The 23,763-nt window shown below is 62.6% G+C and carries 19 protein-coding genes; 6 read left to right on the top strand and 13 right to left on the bottom strand.

Annotation, left to right across the window (positions count from 1 at the left end):
• Positions 1-44 precede the first annotated feature (44 nt).
• Positions 45-194 (top strand): modified peptide precursor CbpA, encoded by a 150-nt coding sequence (cbpA, locus tag GH659_RS04660; RefSeq protein ID WP_153109606.1) that lies wholly within the window; start codon positions 45-47, stop codon positions 192-194.
• Positions 195-1,583 carry a peptide-modifying radical SAM enzyme CbpB gene (gene cbpB, locus GH659_RS04655; protein ID WP_153109604.1) on the top strand — a complete coding sequence of 463 codons (1,389 nt, stop codon included), beginning with the start codon at positions 195-197 and terminating at the stop codon, positions 1,581-1,583.
• Positions 1,584-1,667: 84 nt separating this feature from the next.
• Here the strand turns inward: cbpB and GH659_RS04650 are convergent, their stop codons facing one another.
• The 6 genes from GH659_RS04650 to GH659_RS04625 all read right to left on the bottom strand — a co-directional run bounded on the left by GH659_RS04650 (position 1,668) and on the right by GH659_RS04625 (position 8,558).
• Complete coding sequence (locus tag GH659_RS04650; RefSeq protein ID WP_153109601.1) at positions 1,668-3,290, bottom strand: NAD(P)-binding protein; 1,623 nt, start codon at positions 3,288-3,290, stop codon at positions 1,668-1,670.
• Positions 3,291-3,303: 13 nt separating this feature from the next.
• Positions 3,304-4,317 (bottom strand): thiamine pyrophosphate-dependent enzyme, encoded by a 1,014-nt coding sequence (locus GH659_RS04645; RefSeq protein ID WP_153109600.1) that lies wholly within the window; start codon positions 4,315-4,317, stop codon positions 3,304-3,306.
• Positions 4,314-5,579: a pyruvate ferredoxin oxidoreductase gene (gene porA / locus GH659_RS04640; protein ID WP_153109599.1), complete on the bottom strand. Its 1,266-nt coding sequence runs from the start codon at positions 5,577-5,579 to the stop codon at positions 4,314-4,316. The genes GH659_RS04645 and porA overlap by 4 nt, the downstream gene beginning before the upstream one ends.
• On the bottom strand, positions 5,572-6,165 hold the full coding sequence (locus GH659_RS04635) for a 2-oxoacid:acceptor oxidoreductase family protein (protein WP_153109597.1): 594 nt from the start codon (positions 6,163-6,165) through the stop codon (positions 5,572-5,574). Before GH659_RS04635 ends, porA begins: the two co-directional genes overlap by 8 nt.
• 188 nt (positions 6,166-6,353) lie before the next feature.
• Complete coding sequence (locus GH659_RS04630) at positions 6,354-7,490, bottom strand: PilT/PilU family type 4a pilus ATPase (protein WP_153109595.1); 1,137 nt, start codon at positions 7,488-7,490, stop codon at positions 6,354-6,356.
• Positions 7,491-7,511: 21 nt separating this feature from the next.
• On the bottom strand, positions 7,512-8,558 hold the full coding sequence (locus tag GH659_RS04625; protein ID WP_153109593.1) for a type IV pilus twitching motility protein PilT: 1,047 nt from the start codon (positions 8,556-8,558) through the stop codon (positions 7,512-7,514).
• A 67-nt stretch (positions 8,559-8,625) separates the two neighbouring features.
• Between GH659_RS04625 and GH659_RS04620 the strand changes: the two genes are divergently transcribed.
• The 3 genes from GH659_RS04620 to GH659_RS04610 are packed head-to-tail and all read left to right on the top strand — an operon-like array spanning position 8,626 to position 10,678.
• Entirely contained in the window at positions 8,626-9,315 is a 690-nt protein-coding gene (locus GH659_RS04620) for a YggS family pyridoxal phosphate-dependent enzyme (protein ID WP_153109591.1), read from the top strand.
• Positions 9,312-10,124, top strand: coding sequence for a pyrroline-5-carboxylate reductase (proC, locus tag GH659_RS04615; protein ID WP_153109590.1), 813 nt, complete (start codon positions 9,312-9,314; stop codon positions 10,122-10,124). Before GH659_RS04620 ends, proC begins: the two co-directional genes overlap by 4 nt.
• 2 nt (positions 10,125-10,126) lie before the next feature.
• The gene (locus GH659_RS04610) at positions 10,127-10,678 is read left to right on the top strand and encodes a YggT family protein (RefSeq protein ID WP_153109588.1); all 552 of its coding nucleotides are present in this window, start codon (positions 10,127-10,129) and stop codon (positions 10,676-10,678) included.
• 47 nt (positions 10,679-10,725) lie between these two features.
• Here GH659_RS04610 and GH659_RS04605 read toward each other — a convergent pair whose 3' ends face one another.
• The 5 genes from GH659_RS04605 to GH659_RS04585 are packed head-to-tail and all read right to left on the bottom strand — an operon-like array spanning position 10,726 to position 14,457.
• Positions 10,726-11,982 (bottom strand): dihydroorotase, encoded by a 1,257-nt coding sequence (locus tag GH659_RS04605; RefSeq protein WP_153109587.1) that lies wholly within the window; start codon positions 11,980-11,982, stop codon positions 10,726-10,728.
• Between the two features lie 3 nt (positions 11,983-11,985).
• The gene (locus GH659_RS04600; protein WP_153109586.1) at positions 11,986-12,945 is read right to left on the bottom strand and encodes an aspartate carbamoyltransferase catalytic subunit; all 960 of its coding nucleotides are present in this window, start codon (positions 12,943-12,945) and stop codon (positions 11,986-11,988) included.
• Positions 12,938-13,444 carry a bifunctional pyr operon transcriptional regulator/uracil phosphoribosyltransferase PyrR gene (gene pyrR / locus GH659_RS04595; protein WP_153109585.1) on the bottom strand — a complete coding sequence of 169 codons (507 nt, stop codon included), beginning with the start codon at positions 13,442-13,444 and terminating at the stop codon, positions 12,938-12,940. The genes GH659_RS04600 and pyrR overlap by 8 nt, the downstream gene beginning before the upstream one ends.
• Positions 13,445-13,466: 22 nt before the next feature.
• Complete coding sequence (gene ruvX, locus GH659_RS04590) at positions 13,467-13,904, bottom strand: Holliday junction resolvase RuvX (protein ID WP_153109584.1); 438 nt, start codon at positions 13,902-13,904, stop codon at positions 13,467-13,469.
• Positions 13,897-14,457: a YqgE/AlgH family protein gene (locus tag GH659_RS04585; protein WP_153109583.1), complete on the bottom strand. Its 561-nt coding sequence runs from the start codon at positions 14,455-14,457 to the stop codon at positions 13,897-13,899. Before GH659_RS04585 ends, ruvX begins: the two co-directional genes overlap by 8 nt.
• A gap of 47 nt (positions 14,458-14,504) precedes the next feature.
• Here GH659_RS04585 and GH659_RS04580 point away from each other — a divergent pair, with 47 nt between their 5' ends.
• Positions 14,505-15,971, top strand: a complete 1,467-nt coding sequence (locus GH659_RS04580) for a cryptochrome/photolyase family protein (protein WP_153109582.1) — start codon at positions 14,505-14,507, stop codon at positions 15,969-15,971.
• On the opposite strand, the gene GH659_RS04575 is transcribed toward GH659_RS04580, so the two are convergent.
• Both GH659_RS04575 and GH659_RS04570 read right to left on the bottom strand, forming a co-directional pair.
• A complete protein-coding gene (locus GH659_RS04575; RefSeq protein ID WP_153109581.1) occupies positions 15,934-21,540 on the bottom strand; it encodes a hybrid sensor histidine kinase/response regulator in 5,607 nt (1,868 codons plus the stop codon). The genes GH659_RS04580 and GH659_RS04575 overlap by 38 nt on opposite strands.
• A 37-nt stretch (positions 21,541-21,577) precedes the next feature.
• Entirely contained in the window at positions 21,578-23,719 is a 2,142-nt protein-coding gene (locus GH659_RS04570) for a methyl-accepting chemotaxis protein (RefSeq protein ID WP_153109580.1), read from the bottom strand.
• Between the last annotated feature and the right edge of the window lie 44 nt (positions 23,720-23,763).

Raw genomic sequence — 23,763 nt, 5'->3', positions numbered from 1 at the left:
TCAGCCGGAGCCCTTTTGTATTTTTATTTCCCGAGGAGTGGAACATGTCGCAAACCGTTCAAACCCAAACCAATCCGGCCGCCCAATCAACGGCACCGGCCGCTGCCCCGACCATCGCCATCCGCAAGAGCTGCAACCCGGACGGCATCGGTCTCTCGCACTACGTGCTGATGGACAAGAAAGCGGCCAAGTAAATGACCGTCGCTGAACTTGACCGGGCCGCTGCGGCTGGCCCGCTGCTTCCCGTGGACATCGGCCACGAAGCCTACGCGGCGGTTACCGACCCGAACACCGCCTTCTGGGCGCTCGTCGACAAGACGCGCATCGCCGAATCGACCGCCGCCGGCTCGCCGCTAGCCGAGAGCTTCCGCGAAAAAGCCGACAGCTTCGCCCGCGAACTGCACGCCCTGCGCTTCGCGCTGACGCCGTCCGGCGTCTATCTCAACCCGACCGAGCGCTGCAACCTCAACTGCACCTACTGCTACCTGCCGGGCCAACAGCGCAGCGAGGGGCAGCACATGTCGGAAAGCAAGCTGATCGAGTCGCTCGGCAAGCTGCGCGAGTACTTCCGTTCGGTCATGCCGGAAGGCCGCCAAGAACGTAAACCCCGCGCCATCTTCCACGGCGCCGAGCCGCTGATGAACAAGCGCGCCGTCTTCGCCGCCATCGAGGAATTCGGCAACGACTTCGCCTTCGGCGTGCAGACCAACGGCACGCTGCTCGACGACGAGGCCGTCGACTTCCTGACTTCGCGCAACGTCAGCATCGGCCTCTCGCTCGACGGCCCGGTCGCCGGCATCACCGATGCCACGCGCCGGACCTGGGGCGGCAAGAGCGTGCACGACAAGGTACTCACGGCGATGGACAAGCTCAAGGGCTATGGCTCGTGGAGCGTGATCACCACGTGCACCACCGAGAACCTGCCGTACCTGACACAGATGGTCGAATTGTTCCATGCGCACGAAGTGCCGACCTGCATGCTCAACACGCTGCGCTGCACGCTGCCCGGCGCACGCACCGTCAAGCCGGCCGATGGCGACATGGCGCAAGCCTTCTTCGCCGCGCTCGACCGCTCGCACGAGTTGTACAAGCAGACCGGGCGCAAGCTGCTGGTCGCCAACTTCGCCAACATCCTGCTCGCCATCCTGGCGCCGACGGCGCGCCGGCTGATGTGCGACATCTCGCCGTGCGGCGGCGGCCGCGCCTTCTTCGCGCTGGCCGCTGACGGTAGCCTCTATCCGTGCAGCGAGTTCATCGGCCTGCCGCGCTTCAACGGCGGCAATCTGCTGGATGCCGGCGGCGTCGAGACCGCGCTCAAGTCCGACGCTTTCCGCATCGTCACCGCGCGCAACGTCGACCAGTTCGCGCCGTGCAACGACTGCACCATCCGCCACTTCTGCGGCTCGCCCTGCCCGGCCGAGGCGCACGAGATGAACGGCGGCATGGACAAGATCGGCGCCTTCTGCGAGTTCTACAAGGAACAGGTCAATTACGCCCTGCGCCTGATCGCCGACGGCAAGGCCAACGACTATCTGTGGGACGGCTGGGACGAAGGCACCGACACGACCTTCCTTATGCAGTAAAACCGGCGGCCGCAAGAAACGAAACGGGGCGGTGACCGATGGTCTCCGCCCCGTTGTCCGTTCACCCGCACGGCAAACCAGCCGTCAGCCGTCCTCCGGCACCATATCGATCGCACCGCACGGGCATTCCGCGGCACACAGACCGCAACCCTTGCAGTAGTCGTAATTGATCTCGAAACGCTGGCCCGGGCCGAGTTTGATCACGGCGTTGTCGGGACAGACGCCGTAGCAGTTGTCGCACTCGAAGCAGTTGCCGCAGGACAGACAGCGCCGCGCCTCGAACAAGGCGTTCGTTTCGTCCAGCCCGCCCTGCACTTCCTCGAAGGTCGACTGGCGGCGAATGATGTCGAGCACCGGCCGCACGGTCTGCGGCGCGTCCGAGTAGTACCAGGTATTGAGCCGCTCGAAAGTGGCCAGCGGATGTTTGGGCGGCGCCACATAGGTCGTGCCGCGCAGCCAGGCGTCGATATGGCGCGCCGCCTTCTTGCCGTGCCCGACGCCAACGGTGATGTTGCGGTCGGTCGGTACCATGTCGCCACCGGCAAAGACGCCGGGGTGGCCGGTCATCATCTGGCCATCGACCTTGACCACGCCATCGACGAATTCCAGCCCCGGCACGCCGTCGAGCAGGCCCAGATCGACGTCCTGCCCGAGCGCCAACACGACGGAATCGGCTTCGAGCGTTTCGAATTCGCCGGTCGGCTGCGGGAAGCCCGACTCATCGAGCACCATTTTCTCGACCGTGATCGACGATTCGCCGGCCTGCCGGATCGTCGACAGCCATTTGATCATCACGCCTTCCTGCAACGCCTCTTCGACCTCCAGATCGTGCGCCGGCATCTTGTCGCGGGTGCGGCGGTAAACGATGATCGGCTCAGCACCCATTCTCCGGGCGGTCCGCGCCACGTCGATCGCCGTATTACCGCCGCCATAAACCACAACGCGCCGGCCGAGCAGCGGCTTTTCCTCACCCTCCATGCTGCGCAACACGGAGACGGCATCGAGGATTCGCGCTACGGTCCCGGCCGGGATGCTCGCCCGCTTGCCGATATGCGCGCCGACCGCGAGAAAAGCCGCGTCGAACCGGCCGTCCTGCATCGTCGCCAGCAGGTTGCCGACCTTGCTGTTCAGCACCACCTCGACGCCCATGTCGATCACCCGCCTCATTTCCGCGTCGAGCACGTCGCGCGGTAGCCGATACTTGGGAATGCCGAAGCGCATCATGCCGCCGAGCAACGGCCCCGCCTCATGGACGGTGACGCGATGCCCGGAACGGCGCAGGTGGTACGCCGCCGACATGCCGGCCGGCCCGGCACCGACGATCAGCACATGCTTGCCGGTTTCCGTTTCCGGTTTGGCGAACTGCCAGCCGCGCCGGATCGCTTCGTCGCCGAGAAAACGTTCGACGGCGTTGATGCCGACCGCCTCATCGAGCCGCCCCCGGTTGCAGGCGGTTTCGCAGGAGTGATAACAAACCCGGCCCATGATCGCCGGGAAGGGATTGTCGCGGGTCAGGTGCCGCCAGGCGGCCTCGTAGTCGCCGGATTCGGCATGGTACAACCAACCCTGAATGTCCTCGCCGGCCGGGCACGCGTTGTTGCACGGCGGCAGACGGTCGACATAAACCGGCCGCTCGGTGCGCCACGACCCGGTGCGATTGGCCAGCGACGAGCCGGGATCGAGAGTGATTGCAAAAGGCTTGTCCATCGCCATACCTCCGTTACAGCGCCTCTTCGTCAAGCAGGCGGTATTTGCGGATATTCCGGTTGGCCAGCGCCTGTAGACGGGCGATCGCGGCCACGTCCGGCTTCGGGCCGAAGAGGTGGGCGAATCGCTTCTGCGGCCGCAAATATTCCTCGACCGGCAAGACGTGGCGGATTTTTGACGAACCGGTCAGCTCACCGGATTCGGCCTCGAACACCGGAAAAACGCCGGTTTCCTTGGCCAGCCGGGCGATCCGGAGGGTGTCCTTGGATGCCGCACCCCAGCCGAGTGGACACGGCACGAGAATGTGCAGGTAGCGCGCGCCGCGGAACGTCATCGCCTTCCTGACCTTGTATTCGAGGTCGCGCAGGTCGGCGACGGTCGCCGTCGCCACATACGGAATGTCATGCGCCATCGCAATCGCCGGCACGAACTTGCCCTGACCGAAGGCATGGCCCGGCGTCGGGCCGACGGCCTCGGTCGTCGCCGTCCGCGCTGCCGGCGGAGTCGCCGAGCTGCGCTGGACGCCGGTATTCATGTAGCCGCCGTTGTCGTAGCAGATGTAGAACACGTCGTCGTTGCGCTCGAACATGCCGGAAAGGCAGCCAAAGCCGATATCGGTCGTCCCGCCATCGCCGCCCTGCGCCACCACGCGCACGTCGCCGAGCAGGCCCTTCAGGCGCTTGACCTTCAGCGCGGCGGCCACGCCGGTCGCCACCGCCGGCGCGTTGCCGAACAGCGAGTGAATCCACGGAATCTGCCACGACGTTTCCGGATACGGCGTCGAGAAGACTTCGAGGCAGCCGGTGGCATTGACGACCACCATCCGGTTGCCGGTCGCCTCCATCGCCGCATCGATCGCGTAACGCGCGCCGAGCGCCTCGCCGCACCCCTGACAGGCGCGATGGCCGGAATTGAGCGAATTGCGCCGCGACGTTGCCGCCTGGACGCTCCGCTGTTCGGGCGCCAGCAGGCGGTTGCCGACCGTGAAGGTGCCGGTCTGGTAGAACTTGACGGGTTGAAAGCTCATGATTTCTTCCCTTCATTTCGTGCCATCGTGCCATGCACGTCGCGCAGGATGCTCTCGGCGGCCGGCCCCGAGCGCCGTGTCTGACGCTCGCGCGCCAGCTGTTTGGCGACGAGCGTGCGGTCGAGGTCGAGGAAAGTCAGCTGCACCAGTTCGTCGCGCACCGCCATTTCCAGCAGCCCACGCAACGACTTCTTGGTGATCGGCCGCCCGCCCAGTCCGGCAATGACCGAATAGATTTCGCCGCCGTTCTTCCCGAGCGCCATCTGCACGTCGGCGGCAAGGACGCCACCGCTGCCGAGCGCGAAGTATTTCTCCAGCACGACCAGCCGCCGCACCGATTGGAGGGCGGCGCGCACGGCGGCGGAGGGAAACGGCCGGAACGAGACGACACCGAGGACGCCGATGTTCACACCGGCATCGCGCAGCTCATCGACCGTATCCTTGAGCGTACCGAGCACCGAGCCCATGGCGATGACGACCGTTTCGGCATCGTCCAGCCGGTAGCCGCGCACCAATCCGCCCGAGTCGCGGCCAAACGCCGCCCGAAACTCGGCGGCGACCGCGGGCATCAGTTCCAGCGCCTGCCGCTGTTTCTCATGGGCGAGATAGCGCACTTCGGTGAAGGCTTCCGGCCCGACCATGGTGCCGATCGTCACCGGCTCGCCCGGATCAAGCACCTGGCGCGGCGCGTAAGGCGGCAGGAAGGCATCGACCATCTCCTGCGTCGGCAGGTCGACGCGCTCGTAAGCATGCGTCAGGATGAAGCCGTCCATGCACACCATGACCGGCAGGCTCAATTCTTCGGCGATCCGGAACGCCTGGATGTGCAGATCGGCGGCTTCCTGATTGGTCTCCGCGAAAAGCTGCAGCCAGCCGCTGTCGCGCTGCGAGACGGCATCCGAATGGTCGTTCCAGATATTGATCGGCGCGCCGATGGCGCGGTTGGCCACCGTCATCACGATCGGCAGACCGAGGCCAGACGCGTTATAGACTGCCTCGACCATGAACAGCAACCCTTGCGACGCCGTCGCCGTATAGCTTCTCGCGCCTGCCGCCGACGCACCGATGGCCACGCTCATGGCAGCGAACTCCGATTCAACGTTGATGAATTCGCACGGCGCAATCGCTCCCGCCTTCACCATCTCGCCGAGCCCCTCGACGATGTGCGTCTGCGGCGAAATCGGATAGGCGCAGATCACATCCGGGCGGCACAGGGCGACCGCTTCGGCGACGGCGCGCGAACCTTCGATCTGCTTAAGCATGGGCCACCTCCTGCCGCTCGGTCTCAATGGCGGCACGCACGAGGGCATACGCCGCCGTCGCCGCCGCCACGTTCCCCTGCGCCACCTTGCCGGAGAACTTGTCGTTGATGGCCTTGCACACCGATTCCAGCCGGATCACTCCAGACAGGGCCGCAAAACCGCCGAGCAGCGGCACGTTCGGCAACGGCCGTCCGACGTGCTTCAGCCCCAGATCGGTCGCCGCCAGCGTGCATAGGCGGCCGGCTGGCCAGTCGCGCAGGGCATCGCCCAAGCCGAGTTCGGCAAACGTGTTTCTGGTATTGATCAGGACGAAACCGCCTTTTTTCAGGCCGGCAAAGACATCCACCTGATGCAGCAGGGTCGGATCCTGGATGATCAGCGCGTCCGGCGCCATGATCGGCTCGCGCGAGCGGATTTCCCGTTCGGCCAGCCGGCAGAAGGCAACAACCGGCGCCCCGGTCCGTTCGGAACCAAAACTCGGGAAGGCCTGCGCATAGAAACCATCCTCGAAGGCGGCGATCGACAGCATTTCGGCCGCCGTCACCACGCCTTGCCCGCCCCGGCCATGAATGCGAACTTCGAACATGAGCCCTCCCTTCGACAATCCCGGCCATCGCTTGTTTGGCATCATCCCGCACGGCGGGAATCATTCTGGTGCTGTGCTGGCCTCTTTCACCATACTCAACCACGGCCGGGGATTCAAATAACGGGCAAAGAAAAGCCCGGCCACCCTTGCGGGCGCCGGGCGCTCGGAAAACTCGCAGAATCGGACGATCAGACGACTTCGAGGTGGCCGATGCCGGAATTGAGGTCGCGATCCTTCGAATCCTTTCCATGCAGCTTGATCTGCAGACGCAGATCGTTGATCGAGTCGGCGTTGCGCAACGCGTCCTCGTAGCTGATGCGTCCTGCTTCGTAGAGATCGAACAGCGCCTGGTCGAAGGTCTGCATGCCAAGTTCGCGCGAACGCTTCATTACTTCCTTGATCTCGTGCACTTCGCCCTTGAAGATGAGGTCGGAAATAAGCGGCGAATTGAGCATGATTTCCACCGCCGCCACGCGCCCCTTGCCGTCTTTCTTCGGCAACAGGCGCTGCGACACCATCGCGCGCAGGTTGAGCGACAGATCCATCAGCAACTGCTGACGACGTTCTTCTGGGAAAAAATTGATGATGCGGTCGATGGCCTGGTTGGTGCTGTTGGCGTGCAACGTGGCGAGACACAAGTGACCGGTCTCGGCGAAGGCCACGGCGTAATCCATCGTTTCCCGGTCGCGGACTTCACCCATCAGGATCACGTCGGGCGCCTGACGTAGCGTGTTCTTCAGCGCCGCTTCCCAGGAATCGGTATCGACGCCAATCTCGCGCTGGGTGACGATGCAGCCCTTGTGCTCATGCACAAACTCGATCGGATCCTCGACGGTAATGATGTGCCCCTGGCTGTTGGTATTGCGCTGATCGACGAGCGCCGCCAGAGAAGTGGTTTTCCCGGTCCCGGTACCGCCGACAAAAATAACGAGGCCGCGCTTGGTCATCGCGATGTCTTTCAACACCGTCGGCAGGCCAAGCTCGTCGAGCGTCGGGATGCTCATGTTGATCGTCCGGCAGACGACGGCCACCCGCCCTTGCTGCACGAGCGCATTGACGCGGAAACGCCCGATCCCGGACGGCGAAATGGCGAAGTTGCACTCCTTGGTCTTTTCGAACTCGGCCGCCTGCCGGTCGTTCATGATCGAGCGCGCCAGATCGGCCGTATGCGCTGCCGTCAGCACCTGGCTGGAGACCGGCGTCACCCGGCCATCGACCTTGATGGCCGGCGGGAAGTTGGCGGTGATGAAAAGGTCGGAACCGTTCTTCTGCGTCATCAGGCGCAGGAGGTCTTGCATGAATTTGAGAGCCTGATCGCGTTCCATGATTGCCTTTCTGCTTGCGGATTAGAGACCGGGGAAGGAATCCTTGTTGGCCGCCTTGGTGCGTGCTTCGGCGGCCGAGACGACGTTGCGACGCACCAGGTCGATCAGGTTCTGATCGAGCGTCTGCATGCCGAGCTGGGCACCGGTCTGGATCGCGGAATACATCTGCGCGACCTTGTTCTCGCGGATCAGGTTGCGGATCGCCGGCGTGCCGATCATGATTTCGTGCGCCGCCGTCCGGCCGGCGCCATCCTTCGTTTTCAGCAGCGTTTGCGAAATGACGGCGCGCAGCGATTCGGAGAGCATCGAGCGCACCATTTCCTTCTCGGCAGAGGGGAAAACGTCCACCACCCGGTCGATGGTTTTTGCCGCACTCGACGTATGCAGGGTACCGAACACGAGGTGGCCGGTTTCGGCCGCCGTCAGCGCCAGGCGAATCGTCTCCAGGTCGCGCATTTCGCCGACCAGAATCACGTCTGGATCCTCGCGCAGCGCCGAGCGCAAGGCGTTGGAAAATGACAGCGTATGCGGCCCGACCTCGCGCTGGTTGATCAGGCACTTTTTCGATTCATGCACGAATTCGATCGGATCCTCGACAGTCAGGATGTGTGCATGTTCGTTTTCGTTGACGTGGTTGACCATCGCCGCCAGCGTCGTCGATTTACCCGAGCCGGTCGGCCCGGTGACCAGCACGATGCCACGCGGATACTCGGCGATGTCCTTGAAAACTTTCGGGCAATTGAGCTCTTCGAGCGTCAGCACCTTCGACGGAATCGTCCGGAAAACCGCGCCGGCCCCGCGGTTCTGGATGAAGGCATTGACCCGGAAGCGCGCCAGATTCGGAATCTCGAACGAAAAGTCGCACTCCAGATGCTCTTCGTAGTGCTTGCGCTGGGCGTCATTCATGATGTCGTACACCATTGAATGCACGTCCTTGTGCTCCATCGGCGGCAGATTGATTCGACGCACGTCACCATGCACGCGGATCATCGGCGGCAGACCCGACGACAAATGCAGGTCGGACGCCTTGTTCTTGACGCTGAACGCCAGCAGTTCGGTGATATCCATGAAGCCTTCCTCAATGGGGCAATGGCGCCCGGTGGTATACTTCGCCCCTTCTGGGCAGCGACCGATTATGACAACAATTTCCGAGAACCTGCAAGCCGTCAGGACGCGTATCGAAGCGGCCGCTCTGACCCGCGGGAGACGCCCCGGCGACATTGCGCTGCTCGCCGTCAGCAAGACCTGGCCAGCGACCGCCGTGCGCGAAGCCGCCGCAGCCGGTCAAACGGCTTTCGGCGAGAACTACGTTCAGGAAGGACTCGCCAAGATCGCCGAACTGCGTTCACTCGGCCTGCAATGGCATTTCATCGGGCCGCTGCAAAGCAACAAGACACGGGATGTCGCCGAAGCGTTTGACTGGGTGCATGCGGTCGATCGCCTCAAGATCGCCGAGCGGCTCTCGGCACAACGCCCAGAAGAACGCCCCCCCCTGCAGATTTGCCTGCAGGTCAACATCAGCGGCGAAGACAGCAAGAGCGGATTGTCGCCAGACGCCGTTGCAACGCTGGCACACGAGGTCGCCCTACTGCCTCGGCTGCAACTGCGCGGCCTGATGGCGATACCGGAACCGGTCGCGGATTTTGAGCAACAACGCCAGGCGTTTCGCGCCCTGCGCGAACTCCAGGAAAACCTTATCAAGGACGGCTTGCCGCTCGATACGCTCTCGATGGGCATGTCGGACGATCTGGAAGCCGCCATTGCCGAAGGCGCCACCATCGTGCGCGTCGGCAGTGCAATTTTTGGCGAAAGAGGGAAAGCATGAGAATCACCTTTCTTGGCGGCGGCAACATGACCACCGCACTCATCGGCGGCCTGCTCAACCACGGCTCGCAACCGGCCTCGATCTCGGTCATCGAAATCAGCGCCGAAAAACGCGCGCTGCTGGAGAAGAATTACGGCATCAACGTCTTCGACGGCGCTGACGCTGCCGCACTCGCGTGCGACGCGATCGTGCTGGCCGTCAAGCCGCAACAGATGCGCGAAGCCTGTCAGTCGCTGCAACGCCACTTGCGCGACCAACTCGTCATCAGCATCGCCGCCGGTCTGCGCCTGACCGACTTGTCGCGCTGGCTGGGCGGCCACGAGAAACTGGTGCGCACCATGCCGAACACGCCGTCGCTCATCAGCGCCGGCATGACCGGCCTGTTTGCCCCTCCTTCCGTATCGGAAGCCGAGCGGCTGGGGGCGGAACGCATCATGCAGGCGGTCGGACGGACGGTCTGGGTGAATGAGGAGGCCCAGATCAATGCCGTGACGGCCATTTCCGGCAGCGGCCCGGCCTACGTTTTCCTGTTCATCGAGGCCTTGCAGGAAGCCGCCGCCGAACTCGGCCTGAGCCCGAAGCAAGCGCGACAGCTTTCCATCGAAACCTTCCTCGGCGCGGCAAAACTGGCCGCCCAATCGGACGAACCGGCCAGCGTCCTGCGCGAGCGCGTGACGTCGAAGGGCGGCACCACCGAAGCGGCACTGTCGAAAATGGCCGAAGCCGGCGTCAAGGAAGGCATCGTTGCCGGCGCACTGGCCGCCTGCGCGCGCGGCGCCGAACTCGGCGAACTGTTGGGCAAGGACTGAACATGGGCCTGTTGCTGCTGCAGGCCGGCCTGCTGATCCTCAAGTCAGTCGCCGGCTTCCTGTCGATTTTGTTGCTGCTGCGCTTCTACATGCAGGCGTTTCGGGTGTCTTTCAGCAATCAGGTCGGCACCTTCGTCCTGCAATTGACGAGTTGGCTGGTGGTCCCGCTGCGCAAGGTGATTCCCGCTGTCTTCGGATTCGACTCAGCCAGCCTGGTCGCCACTTATCTCCTGCAGGTCATCGTGCTGACCGCCGAAATTTCGCTGCATGCCGGACTGAGCGTTCTTTCACCGGAAAACACCGCCTTGCTGATTCTTTTGCGCAGCCTGGTGGCGTTGCTGCGCTTGAGCGTCTACCTGCTGATTGGCTTGCTGATCCTGCAAGCCGTTCTCTCGTGGGTCAATCCGCACGCCCCGATCGGACGCCCGATCAGCCAGATCACGCAGCCCTTCCTGCGACCGATCCAGCGCGTTCTGCCGCCCATCGCCAATATCGACCTGTCGCCGCTGATCGCCATCCTGATTGCCCAGATTCTGCTGATCTTCCTGCAGTAAAAAAGCAACGACCGGCCCGAGCGGGCCGGGCCGGTCTTCCGTCTTCGTCAAGCCGCGTCAAAGACCACTCGACCGCCGACCAGCGTCGTCCGCACGCGGCCGGTCATCTCGTAGCCCATGAACGGCGTGTTCTTGCACTGGCTGCGCAACGCCGTCGGCACGACGCGCCACGGCTCGGCCGGGTCGAAGACACACACATCAGCTGGACGACCGACAGCCAGCTCACCGGCCTCAATGCCGAGAATCACCGCCGGATCGCAGCTGATCCGGGCCAACGCCGTTGCCAGCGGCACGTCCTCTTCCTCCGCCCATTTCAACGTCAGCGGCAGCAACAACTCAAGGCCGATCGCGCCAGGCTTCGCCTCGCCGAACGGCAGTTGCTTGCCGTCCTCATCGACCGGTGTGTGATCCGAGCAGATCGCCGCAACGCCCTCGGCCGCCGCCTTGCGCAGGGCATCACGATCGCGCCCCGAACGCAGCGGCGGGTCGAAACAGGCATGGGTATCAAAGTAGCCGATGTCATTGTCGGTCAGATGCAGGTGATTGATCGACACGTCGCACGTCACCTTGATGCCGCGCTGCTGCGCCTCGCGCACCAGTTCGATGCCGGCGGCCGACGAGAGACGCGACAGATGCAGACGCACGCCGGTTTCCTGCGCCAGCTGCAGGGCCGTGGAAATGGCCACGGTTTCGGCACACACGGGAATACCCGACAAGCCAAGGCGCGAGGCGACCTCGCCGTCGTGCGCGACGCCATCGCGCGCCAGATAGTGATCCTGCGGATTGAGGCGAATCGGGTAATCGAACGTCGCCGCATACTGCATGGCGCGCAACAGCACCTGCGTATCGAACACCGGCTGCTTGGCCTGCGAGAAGGCAATGCAGCCGGCCCGCGACAAGTGGTTCATCTCCGACAGTTTTTCGCCGGCCAGTTGCATGGTCAGCGCGCCGACCGGGTAAACCCGGGCCAGGCCGAGCGATTCGGCACGACGGACAAGGCGCTCGACGAGGCCCGGCTCATCGAGCGGCGGCTTGGTGTCAGGCGGACAGGAAAGCGCGGTGACGCCCCCGGCCACCGCCGCCGACAGTTCGGTTTCCAGGCCTGGCAGGCGCGAGGAGTCGATCAGGCCAGGGCAAACGACGAGGCCGCTGGCGTCGATGGTCTGCTCAGCCGTGAATCCGGCCGGCGCCTCCCCGATACCGGCGACACGACCGGCGGAAATAAATACGTCGGCCAGCGCATCGAAGCCGCTCTTCGGGTCGATCACGCGCCCGTTCTTGATCTGGATGTTTTGCTCGTGCATGACTCAGTTCCCCGCCAAAATGCTCATGACCGCCATACGGACGGCAATGCCGAAGGTGACCTGCGACAGGATGACTGCCTGCGGGCCGTCGGCCACTTCGGAGTGGATTTCTACGCCGCGGTTCATCGGCCCCGGGTGCATCACGATCGCATCCGGCTTGGCCAGCGCCAGCACCTCCGGCGTCAGCCCGTAGCACTTGAAGTACTCGCCGGCCGAGGGCAACAGGGCGCCGTTCATGCGCTCGTTCTGCAAACGCAGCATGATCACAACGTCACAGCCTTTAAGCCCCTCGCGCATATCGTGAAAAACGCGCACGCCCATGCGCTCGATCGCCGTCGGCAACAGCGTTTGCGGGCCGATGGCGCGAATTTCGGCCGCTCCCAGCGTACCCAGCGCCTGAATGTCGGAGCGGGCGACGCGCGAATGCAGGATGTCGCCGACGACCGCCACGGTCAGGTTCGAGAAATCCTTCTTGAAGTGCCGGATCGTGTACATGTCGAGCAGACCCTGCGTCGGGTGCGCGTGGCGCCCGTCGCCGGCATTGACGACGTGCACGTCGTCGCGTCCGGTGCGATGCAGATGCTCGGCGATCAGGTACGGCGCGCCGGACGAAGCGTGACGCACGACAAACATGTCGGCATGCATCGAGACGAGGTTATCGACCGTATCGAGCAATGTTTCGCCCTTGGAGGTCGATGAACGTTGCACGTCGAGGTTGATGACGTCGGCCGACAGACGCTTGGCGGCGATCTCGAACGTCGTGCGCGTGCGCGTCGAATTCTCGAAGAACACGTTGAACACGCTCTTGCCGCGCAGCAGCGGCACCTTCTTCACGTCGCGGTCGGAGACCTCGAGAAAACTCGAGGCCGTGTCGAGGATGTGGGTCAGCACCTCACGCGGCAGCCCGTCAATCGACAGCAGGTGATTGAGTTCGCCGTTGGCGTTGAGTTGGGGATTACGCATGGTTTGCACGCCTCCATTGCAGCTGTCCGCTGGCGGACGTTTCGAGAACAAGCTCTTCCTTCTTGTCCAGGTCGACCTGCCACGGGCAGAATTCGGCACTAATCGGCAATTCCCGCCCGCCACGATCGGCGAGCACGGCCAGTTTCACACTCGCCGGACGGCCGTAGTCGAACAATTCGTTGATCGCCGCGCGCGTCGTGCGACCGGTATAGAGCACGTCATCGACGAGAATCAGGGGGCGGCCATCGACGTCGAACGGAATCGATGTCGGTCTGATCTGCGGGTGCAACCCCTTTTCGCCGAAATCGTCGCGATAAAAGGAAACATCGATCATCCCGATTTCTTCGGGAAGGCCGAGCAACTGGCAAAGGCGGCGAGCGATCCAGACGCCACCGCTGTGAATGCCGACGAGCCTGGTTTCCGGCAGCAAATGCGGGCGTATCAATTCGGCCAGCGCGGCACACTGGGCCTCGGCATCGGGAAGGGTATTAAGTGACATGATGGTCGCGATCCGTTCTGTCTTAAGAAAAACGTTCAAAAAAACCTTGCAGGATGATCTGGGCGGCAAGCGCGTCAAGATGCTCCTTGGCGCTTTTGGCGGTATGCCCGGTTTCGCGCAGACGCTCTTCCGCTTCCGCCGAGCTCAGGCGTTCGTCGGCATATTCGACGGGCAGGCCGAAGCGGCCGCGCAACTGGTTGGCAAAACGCGTGCAGCGGGCGGTCATTTCATGCGGTGTTCCGTCAAGCGCCACCGGCCGACCAACGACGAGGCAGACCGGCTTCCATTCGTCGATCAAGGCACCGATTCTGGAGAAGCGTTCGGCGTTGGCTTCGCTGCGGATCGTCGTCAGCGCGTGCGCCTGGCAAAGCGCCCATTCGCCGACCGCGACGCCGATGCGTTTGACGCCAAAATCAAAGGCGAGGACGGTTCCCTGCCGCACGGGATCCATTTCAGGCATGCCCGGCCATACCGGCGAGATTGGCAAAGTCGACACCCAGCAACTCCATGGCCGACGGCAGCCTTTCGGCATAAGGCAGATCGAAAATGATCCGCGGGTCGGCCGGCGCCGTCAGCCAGGCGTTTTGGCTGATTTCCTGTTCGAGTTGCCCGGCGCCCCAGCCGGAATAACCGAGGGTCAGCACAATTTCGTTGGGGCCACCGTGGCTGGCAACGGCCTGGAGCACATCGCGCGATGTCGTCAGCCCGATTTCATCAGTGACGGCAAGCGTTGATTGCCACTCGCCGATCGGACGATGCAGGACAAAGCCGCGATCCGTTTGCACTGGTCCGCCGAAAAACACCGGCCGGCTGGCCAGTTCGGTGCGCTCCAGGTGCACATCGATTTTCTCGAACAGGGCCGCAAAGTTCATTTCGATTGGACGGTTGATGATAACGCCAAGCGCCCCCTGCTCATTATGCTCGGCCACATAGACCAGGGATTTTGCGAAATAGGGATCGCTCATTGCCGGCATGGCAATGAGAAAATGGTCGGTCAGGTTGATACTGGGCATGGTGAGTGTATTTTAATCGCGACCGCAATCGATACAAAGGAAAAACCGTGCTTTCTTCCGTTCTCGTCTGGTTCCGGAGAGACCTTCGGGATGATGACAACACCGCCCTCGACGAAGCGCTGCGCCGCGCGCAACGCGTCCATTGCATGTTCATTTTCGACCGGGAGATTCTCGATGCCTTGCCAGACCCGGCCGACCGGCGCGTCGAATTCATCCGCGAATCGCTGGTTGAGCTCGATTCGTCCCTGCGTGCACGCGGCGGCAGCCTGATCGTTTTGCATGATTTCGCCGCTGACGCCATTCCCCGCCTGGCCTGCGAACTTGGCGTTGCCGCCGTGTTTACCAATCGCGACTATGAACCTGCGGCAAAGAAACGTGACGCCGCCGTTGAAGAACGGCTGCGCTCATCCGGGATCGCCTTCGAGGCCTTCAAGGACCAGGCGGTTTTCGATGGGCTCGAAATCCTGACGCAGTCCGGCCGGCCGCATACCATCTTCACTCCGTACAAGAAAGCCTGGCTGAAACGCCTCGCCGAAGAAGAACTTCCCGCTCGAACCATCGCTGGCTCGGGCCGGCTTGCCGGCGCTCCGCAAGCGACCGGCATTCCGACGCTTGCGACAATAGGCTTTACCGCGACCAACCTCGCCGAACTCGGCATTACCCCCGGCATGTCCGGCGCCACGCAGCTCGTCGAAGACTTCCGCTCGCGCATTCATCGCTACCATCAGCAACGGGATTTCCCCGGCATCAAGGGCGTTTCCTATCTCTCTGCCCATCTCCGTTTCGGCACCATTTCGATTCGCCGGCTCATCTCCCTTGCGCTCGAAGTTGGGGCGCTGCGCGGGGAGGAAGGCCCGGCCACGTGGCTTTCCGAACTGATCTGGCGCGACTTCTATTTCATGATTCTCGACCACTTTCCGCACGTCACGGAGCATGCGTTCAAACCCGAATTCGACGCACTTGCATGGGAATGCGGTACGCCGGCCGATGCCCTGTTTGCGGCCTGGTGCAACGGCGAAACGGGTTATCCATTGGTCGACGCGGCCATGAAACAGCTCAACCGGACGGGCTACATGCACAACCGGCTGCGCATGGTGACCGCCTCGTTTTTGACGAAGGATCTCGGTATCGACTGGCGACGCGGGGAAGCCTGCTTCGCTGCGCATCTGACCGATTTCGACCTGTCGGCCAACAACGGCGGCTGGCAATGGGCGGCCTCGACGGGATGCGATGCCCAGCCCTACTTCAGGATTTTCAACCCGGTGACGCAGTCACAGCGCTTCGACCCGCAGGGACGTTTCATCCGACGCTATCTGCCGGAACTCGCGCATGTCCCGGACAAATTCATCCACGCGCCTTGGCTGATGAGTAGCGCCGAGCAAGCAGCCTGCGGCGTCTGTATCGGGCGCGACTTCCCCGAGCCCATCGTCGCGCATGACGAGGCCCGCAAGCGGGCCTTGCAACGCTACTCGACCGTCAAGCGTTTACCAGCGCAGGAGTCGCCTCGCGGCTGACATAACCGGCGACGAGCTTGAGCAACTCTTCTTCCTGATACGGCTTGCCGAGATAGTGATTGACGCCGAGTTCGAAGGCGTAGGAGCGGTGTTTGTCTGCGGTGCGCGACGTGATCATGATGATCGGGATGTCCTTCAACCGCTCGTCGGCACGCACGTTGCGCGTCAGGTCGAATCCGTCCATGCGCGGCATCTCGATATCGACCAGCATGACGTCGGGCACCGTATCGAGCAAGCACTCCAGGGCCTCGACGCCATCCTTCGCGGTGATGACCTGATACCCCTCCCGCGCCAGCAGACGGCCAGTGACTTTGCGCACGGTCAGCGAATCGTCGACGACCATCACGGTCGGTAGCGAAGAGACCTCTGCCGATTCCATTTCGGCCACGGATTCTTGCGACGCTGGCTGGGCTACAGAAACGGCTGCCTCGACCGGTTGCGGCCGGCTGCTGAGCGCCACGGGATTGAGGATCAGCACGACCTCGCCGTTCCCGAGCACAGTGGCACCGTCAATGCCGACGACACGCGCCAGCTGCGGGCCGATGTTCTTGACGACGACTTCCTCGTTGCCGAGCAATTCGTCGACGAGCACCGAAATCCGACGCACACCGCTGCGCAGGAGGAGCGTCCAGTACTGGCGGCGCGGCTCCGGTTGCGCGTGTTTGTCACCGAGCAGGTGCGGCAGATAACTAAACGGATAATGGTGCCCGAGCCACTCGGCCGACCCGGCCTCGCGAATACGGCTGAGCGCCGTTTCCTTGAGGTCGAGCACCTGTTCGATCATCGTCGAAGGAATCGCATAGCAGCGCCCACCCGCCTGTACGAGCAGGGCTTTCGTCACGGCCAGCGTTAGCGGGATATAAAGATTGAATGTCGCTCCCGTACCGGCAACCGAGTCGATCTCGATCCGTCCGCCGAGCCGGGCAATTTCGGTCTTGACGACATCCATGCCGATGCCGCGCCCGGCAATCTGCGAGATTTCGGCGGCCGTCGAGAAACCGGGCGCGAAGATCAATTCCGCCAGACGCTCCGGCGTTGCCGTTTCATCGGGCGAAAGCAATCCAACCTCAAGCGCATGCGCCCGGATTCGCTCGAAATCCAGGCCGCCACCATCGTCCGCCAACGCCAGAAGGATTTCATTGCCCTCCTGTTTGAGCGTCAACGTAATGTCGCCGATCTCCGGCTTGCCACGCAAAAGCCGCGCCTCACGATCCTCAAGTCCGTGCGCTACGGCATTGCGCAACATGTGCTCCAGCGGCGCAACGATCGTGTCCAGCACGCTACGGTCGAGCTCCACGTTGCCGCCGGCAATTTCCAGGTTGGCGCGCTTGCCCAACTCTTTGGAGGCCTGCCTGACCACCCGGTACAGCCGGTCGGCCAGACTGGCAAACGGCAGCATGCGCACACCCATGAGTCCTTGTTGCAACTCACGGTTCAAACGAGCCTGCGCAACGATCGCGGCATTGGCGTCATCGAGGTTCTTGAGCAGCCCCTGCTGGACGGTCGCCACGTCGTTGACCGACTCGGCCATCATCCGGGTCAATTCCTGGAAGCGGGTAAACCGGTCGAACTCCAGCGGATCAAAGCCGGCATGCAACTCTTCGGTCTGCGCGGTGCGCGACTGCATCTGCGTTTCGGCCTGAATCTCGATTTCCCGCAACTGACGGCGCAGGCGAATGACGTTTTCCGTCAAATCGAGCAGCGAGTCTTTCAGGCTCCGCATCTCGCCTTCAATACGGGAACGGGCAATCGCCAACTCACCGGCGTCATTGACCAATCGGTCGATGAGGTCGGCGCGGACACGCAGGGTGGCATGTTGTGCAGATGCATCGCTTTCCGGTTCCGCAGCAGCGAATCTTGAGCGGTCGGCGCGCCGCTCGACGAGCACCGGCGCGGTCGCCGGCAACGACTGCGCGGCCCCCCCCCCGACAGCAGTGACGGCCGGCTCGACGGGAACCGGGGAGGCACCTTCGGAAGTGACCGTGATCCCCGCCGCTGCCACGGACTCCGCGCCAACGCTTTCGCCACGCTGCAAGCGGTCGATGATGTGCAGCACGGCATCAAAGGCATTCTCAATCGCTTCGAGAACGTCCTCCGAGACATACCCGTCACGCGCGGCCTGTTCAACGCGCGTTTCCATGGCATGCGTAATCTCACCCAGATTCATGGCCCCGGCCATCCGCGCACTGCCTTTGAGCGTGTGCAGCAAACGCGCCAGGGTTCGTACCGCCTCGCTGCTATCCGGGGCGTTACGCAACACGCCGAGTTGGGTGGAAATTCCGTGCTCGAGATCGCGCGCCTCTTCAAGAAAGATCGGCAGCAACTGTTCATCGATTTCATCGAGCATCGTCGGCAAGGATGCGATGAACGTTTCGGCCTTCGCCCCGCCGCTATCGGACTCGTCCGCGGCCGGGAGTTCTTCGTCAGCCCCCCCGGCGGGCTCAGTCTCACGTACCTCCGCTTCGGCGAGCGCAAGTTGTTCAGGTGACTGGGCCGGCACTTTCCCGCTCACCGGATAAACTGCTTCCAACGACTCGATAACGCCAAAAGGCGCTTCCACATCTCGTTGCGCCGGCACGGCAGACAGCATCAGGTCGAGTTCGCCGATCGCCTGGCGAATGACGCCCAAGGCCTCAAGACTGCTTTTTTGTTCGGAATGATCGCGCCGCAGGAGGGCATGCTCAAGCGCCAATCCCAAACGGTTGATCGACGAAAGGCCGACGGTGCCGGAAATTCCGGCCAGCGTATGCGCCGCCCGGTACATATCATGCGGCGTCGCGAGGCTCTCGTCGGACTCGAGAACGCGAAGCTCGCGACGCAACGTTTCCAGATGCCCGGCGGCCTCTTCCGAAAATATCTCGTACAAAACCGGCGAAATGGTTATCCGCTGCTGAGGCTTGTAGACGTCATCAAGCACGGGAGCAGGTGACTTGTTCGTATCCTTGACGGCACTCGACTCGTCGGTCGCAACCTCTTCACCCATGGCGGGCAAAGACGAAACATCGGCCATCTGGCCACCCGCTGCCGCCAGATCCAGTTCAGCAATCTCAGAACCGGTCTCCGGCAAGGCAGATTCCGGCGCGAAATCGGCCGGAGGCATCTTGGCCGTCTCCGGTCGCTGCTCGGCGGATTCCGGCGCCGGTTCGCGACCGATACCACCGCTACGCAGGGCTTCGGTCAAAGCCACCAGCCGCGACGGATCGGGAGCGCTCCCGGCGTGGCCATCGAGAAATTCCACCCAGTCGGCAAACAGCTGATGCGCGACGCCGAGCATGTCGAGCAAGGGCGCCTCGACCGCCTGCTCCTGTCGCAACCACTGGTTAAGCGTCTGCTCGACCGCCCATGCCACTTCGCCGACATCCTTCAGACCGACCATCCGGCCGCTGCCTTTGAGCGTGTGGAAAGAACGACGGATCGTCGTGAGCACTTCGGCGTCGTGCGGCCGCGTTCCGAGGACGCGCAGATTCTCGTCGATCGTGGCCAGAACTTCCTTCGCCTCCTCAAGGAAGATTTCCAGAAGTTCGGCGTCGATATCCTCGGAACTCGATTGCGCAATCTTGATCGTCTCGGCCGACGGCGCGGGCGCCTCATCCGCGACAGGCTTCAGTGTTTCCATCGCCTGATCGATCTGGTCCAACGCCTGTTCGCCGGAATCCAGTACCGACAGGATGGCCTTGGCCTGCTCGCCGAGCGCTGCATCCGCCACGAGATCGGCCCCGCTCTTGAGCGCCCGCACGGTGTGCTTCAATTCTTCCCGCAACGCCGCGTCATCCTGCTGATCCTTCAACGCGCCCAGCAAGGCATGAGCTTCGACTTTCTGACGCGCGACCTCCTGCTCGACGGTCATCGCGGTTTCATCGTCCGATTCTTCGGGCCCGACGGCGGGGGGCGTCTGCATTTGGCGGACAAAACTCTCGTAATCGACAGCCCCGTACTGCATCGAGTCGATAAAGAAGCCAAGCATCGACAACTGGTTTGCCACGCGCTCGAAATCGGCCTCCGCCGGCACATACTCGGCCTCCGCGAAGCGTTTGATCTCCGCCTGGCTCTCCCGCAGCACGGCCACCGCGCCATCGTGGCGCATCATCGAGAGCGCGCCGACAACCTGGTTGAGCAGCGCATTCAGCCCATCGAGCTCCGTGCGTTTTTCCGGATCGCGGAAGAAATTGTCGAGCACCTGTTCGATCTGGGCGAGATTGCTCTGCATTTCTTTCGCCACTTGACCGAGCAAGAGCTTTTCCTGCGCCTGCCGGGACATTTCGTCGAGCAGCGCAATCTCCGCCCCCGGCGCTGGCGGATTGCCCGCCATGCACGCATGTATTCGGGCAACCGTCACATCGACCTGATGCGCAAAATCAGCGCCAAGCCGTTGATAATTTTCCCGCGCATTCTGTGCCAGAAGAATGGCCGTCGCCACCTCCATGCTCAACGCGTCGGAATGGCGCGCAATGTCCGCTTCAAGCCAGTTGGCAACGGCAACGATCGCCTGTGCCAAACGTCGGAAATCCGTTTGTCCGAGCTGATCCACGGTCGCGGCCAACAGATCGACTTCCGCCTTGAATGAATGCAGCGCCTGCAACGTGCCTGCACAAAACTTCCCCCACGTCTCCTCGGAGGACGAAATCAGTTCGCCCAATTTCCGCAGCAACGGTTCGTCGGACGACGGGGCAGAAGACTCCTCGACAGGAATCAAAGCCTGCAGACCGAAGGTATTTCTGACGCATTCAACGTCGTCGTTATGGCTATCGGCAATCGCAACGAGATACAAGGCGTCCCGCGTCATTCGCTCCGCGACATTCACGGTGCCTTCGATCAAACGCCGGATCTGCAAATCGATACGGGAGCACAATTGCCGGGCATCCACTTCATCCGCCAAGGCGCCTTCGGCCAAAGCAGCGAGGAATGCCGCCGCGACGAACCAGAATGTGCGCAACGGCGCGGTTTCCTGCAATTCTTCAATCGCTCGCACGGCCTCGTGCATCTCGCCGACACCGCTGCGATCGCCTGACGACCGCAGCCACGAGAGCAAGCCGCGCTGGAAACGGGCGCGCTCTTGGCGCAGCACGCGTTGCCGCTCTTCGGGAGGCATCGCGCTCACCACCGGCTTACGGGGGAGGCGCACCGACAGATCCGGGAAGAACAGATCGCCAACAGACGCACGCTCCAGACCGCGCACCTTCTGAACTTCGAGATACAGCGCGGAAAGCCGCAACGGCTGATTGGGCTGCCCGGCGACCAGGCCGTCAAGATAAAGCCCGATTGCCGTCAGACAACGCCGGACCAAGGCAACGACAGGCTCGCTGGCGGCGACCTTGTCGAGTTCGAGCTCTTCCAGCAGCGACTCGACGGCAACCGCAAATTCCGTAACGCCGTCGAGACCGACGATCCGCAGCGCCCCCACCACCTGGTGCAGATGGGTGCGACAGAAACGGAGTTGTGCCGTGTCGTTGCCGCCGCCCAAACTGGCGGCATACTGCTGAAGCGATTGATCCGCTCGCGCCAGGGCTTGGCCAATTTCCCCTTTGATCCAGGTCAGCGGACCCACATCGAATTCCGTCGCGGCATTCATCTAAGGCAATATCTCCGAATACTTGGTCTGGCGAGAATCAGGCTACCTTGAAGCCAGCCACCGACCCCTTCAGCTCGGTCGCCAGACTGGCAAGTTCTCCAACGGCCGTCGCCGTCTTCTGCGTACCCGCCGTTGTCTGCTCCGTAACATGAAGGATGTCCTGCATCAGGCTGGCCACGCTCGTCGCCGAATCGGCCTGCTGGCGCGTGGCACTGGAAATGCTCTCGATCAGCTCGGCGAGGTTCTGTGAAACCATCCCGATCTCGGCCAGCGCCTGGCCCGCCGCATCGGAGAGCTTCGCCCCCTCGACCACACCCCGTGTTGACTCTTCCATCGCCGACACGGCGCCCTGGGTATCCGTCTGAATGGTCTTCACGATCGCCGCAATCTGCTTCGTCGCCTCGCCGGAACGTTCGGCGAGACGCTGCACTTCTTCCGCAACGACCGAGAAGCCACGCCCGGCATCGCCAGCAGAGGCGGCTTGAATGGCGGCATTGAGCGCCAGCACGTTCGTCTGTTCGGTAATGTCGGAAATCAGCTCCACGATTTCACCGATTTCCTGCGACGACTCGCCGAGGCGCTTGATCCGCTTCGAGGTTTCCTGAATCTGTTCGCGAATCCCGTCCATACCCTTGATCGAATCCTGCACGGCTTGAGCACCTTTTCCTGCCGCCTGCAGCGACTGACGGGCAACCTGGGCCGACTGGTCGGCCTCATCCGAAACCTTGGTCATCGAACTGGCCATCGACAGGACCGAATGACCCGCCTCCTGAATCTCTTCTGACTGCCGCTTGGCGGCCAGCAGGAGTTCCGCCGACGTTTGCTGCGCAATTTCCGTTGCCGAAGTCACCCGGCTCGCCGCATCGTTGATCCGGCCGACCAGAACCCGCAGCTCTTCGACGGTGTAGTTGATCGAGTCGGCGATGGCGCCGGTAATATCTTCGGAAACAGTCGCCAAAACGGTCAGGTCACCGTCGGCAAGGTCGCCAAGCTCGTTCATGAGGCGCAGAATGGCGTCCTGATTCTGCCGGTTGATCGCCTCACTCTCCTGCCGGCTTTTCTCGGCCAGCTCGGCCTGGCGACGGGTGTCGTCAAGATAGATTTTCGCCATCAGCGCGAGAACGGCGAGCGCCGCCGCGACAAGTACGATCAGCGAAATGACATAGGCCGCCTGCTCGGCGACGTTGCGCTGGTAAGCCCCCGCCAGAACGTCGGCGGCCTCCAGCAACGCTTCGTTTTCCACGAAAATCCGCGCCCCGGCCTGCTTGGCGAAGACCAGCTCCTGCATGCTGCCCAATATCTCGGCAACCGCGCTCTGGTATCCCTTGTAGGCCTCATCAAGCTCTACCAGAATCGGTTTGGATTCGGCATCGCTCCCCTTGAGAAAGGATTCGAGCAGCTCGGAAAACAGCTTCGTGTCCCGCCCCAGCTGGAAAGCAACTTCAGGACTGATCGAGTCGGCAAGCCGCAACATGCCGGCGTTTTTCGCGATCCGCTGGGTCAACATCACCAACTGGTTCGCTGCGGCAACTTCACGCACGCTGGAATTGCCCTGCATCTTTTGCGCCGCCAGCGCTTCGGCGAGTTCAAGCAACTGATCGCTGTTCTCGCTGATCGCAAAGGCGCGGACACCGAACAGGACCAGCGTCTTTTCCAGCGAAAGCAACTGATTGGCGTTCTTTTCCGTCGAAGCCCAAGCCTTGGTCAGCACTTGCAACTGGGGCGCCGCGCCATCCGGTGAGGGGGGAACGTTCACCCCGAAGAGCTCGCCGCCGTTCGTCAATTTTCCGAGGTTGGACGCAAATTTGTCGCGCGAATCACGCAATTGCCGAAAAGCGAACGGGTCACCCTGCATCGCCAGGTTGGACGCCTTGGCCAACCGCTGGGAAAGCATTCGCATTTCGCCTGCCGTTGCCACGTAGGCCGTGTTGAATGTCGATTCACGGTTGTCCCGATAGACCAACGCACCGATGATCAGCATCAGCAACAGCAGGCCGCCGCCAAGGATCTGCAGTTTCTTCGTGATCGGGTAGCGGCGCAACACGCCAAGTTCGAAAAGCGGTTTTTTCTTTTCCAGCCCGCCCCAGTTGTCATCGACGACAGTTGGAGCGGGAACATCCTGTTTCTGTACATCTTTACTACGAGACAAAAACTTCGGAAATCTTAGGTTCAGGGCCATACAACTTCTCCGATTACGCCGTTGCTTGGGCAAGGATCGTCAAG

Source organism: Propionivibrio limicola, assembly GCF_009469695.1.
Classification (GTDB): Bacteria; Pseudomonadota; Gammaproteobacteria; order Burkholderiales; family Rhodocyclaceae; genus Propionivibrio; species Propionivibrio limicola.
Note: the sequence above shows the minus strand (reverse complement) of the source record. Positions and strands in the feature narration are given on the sequence as shown.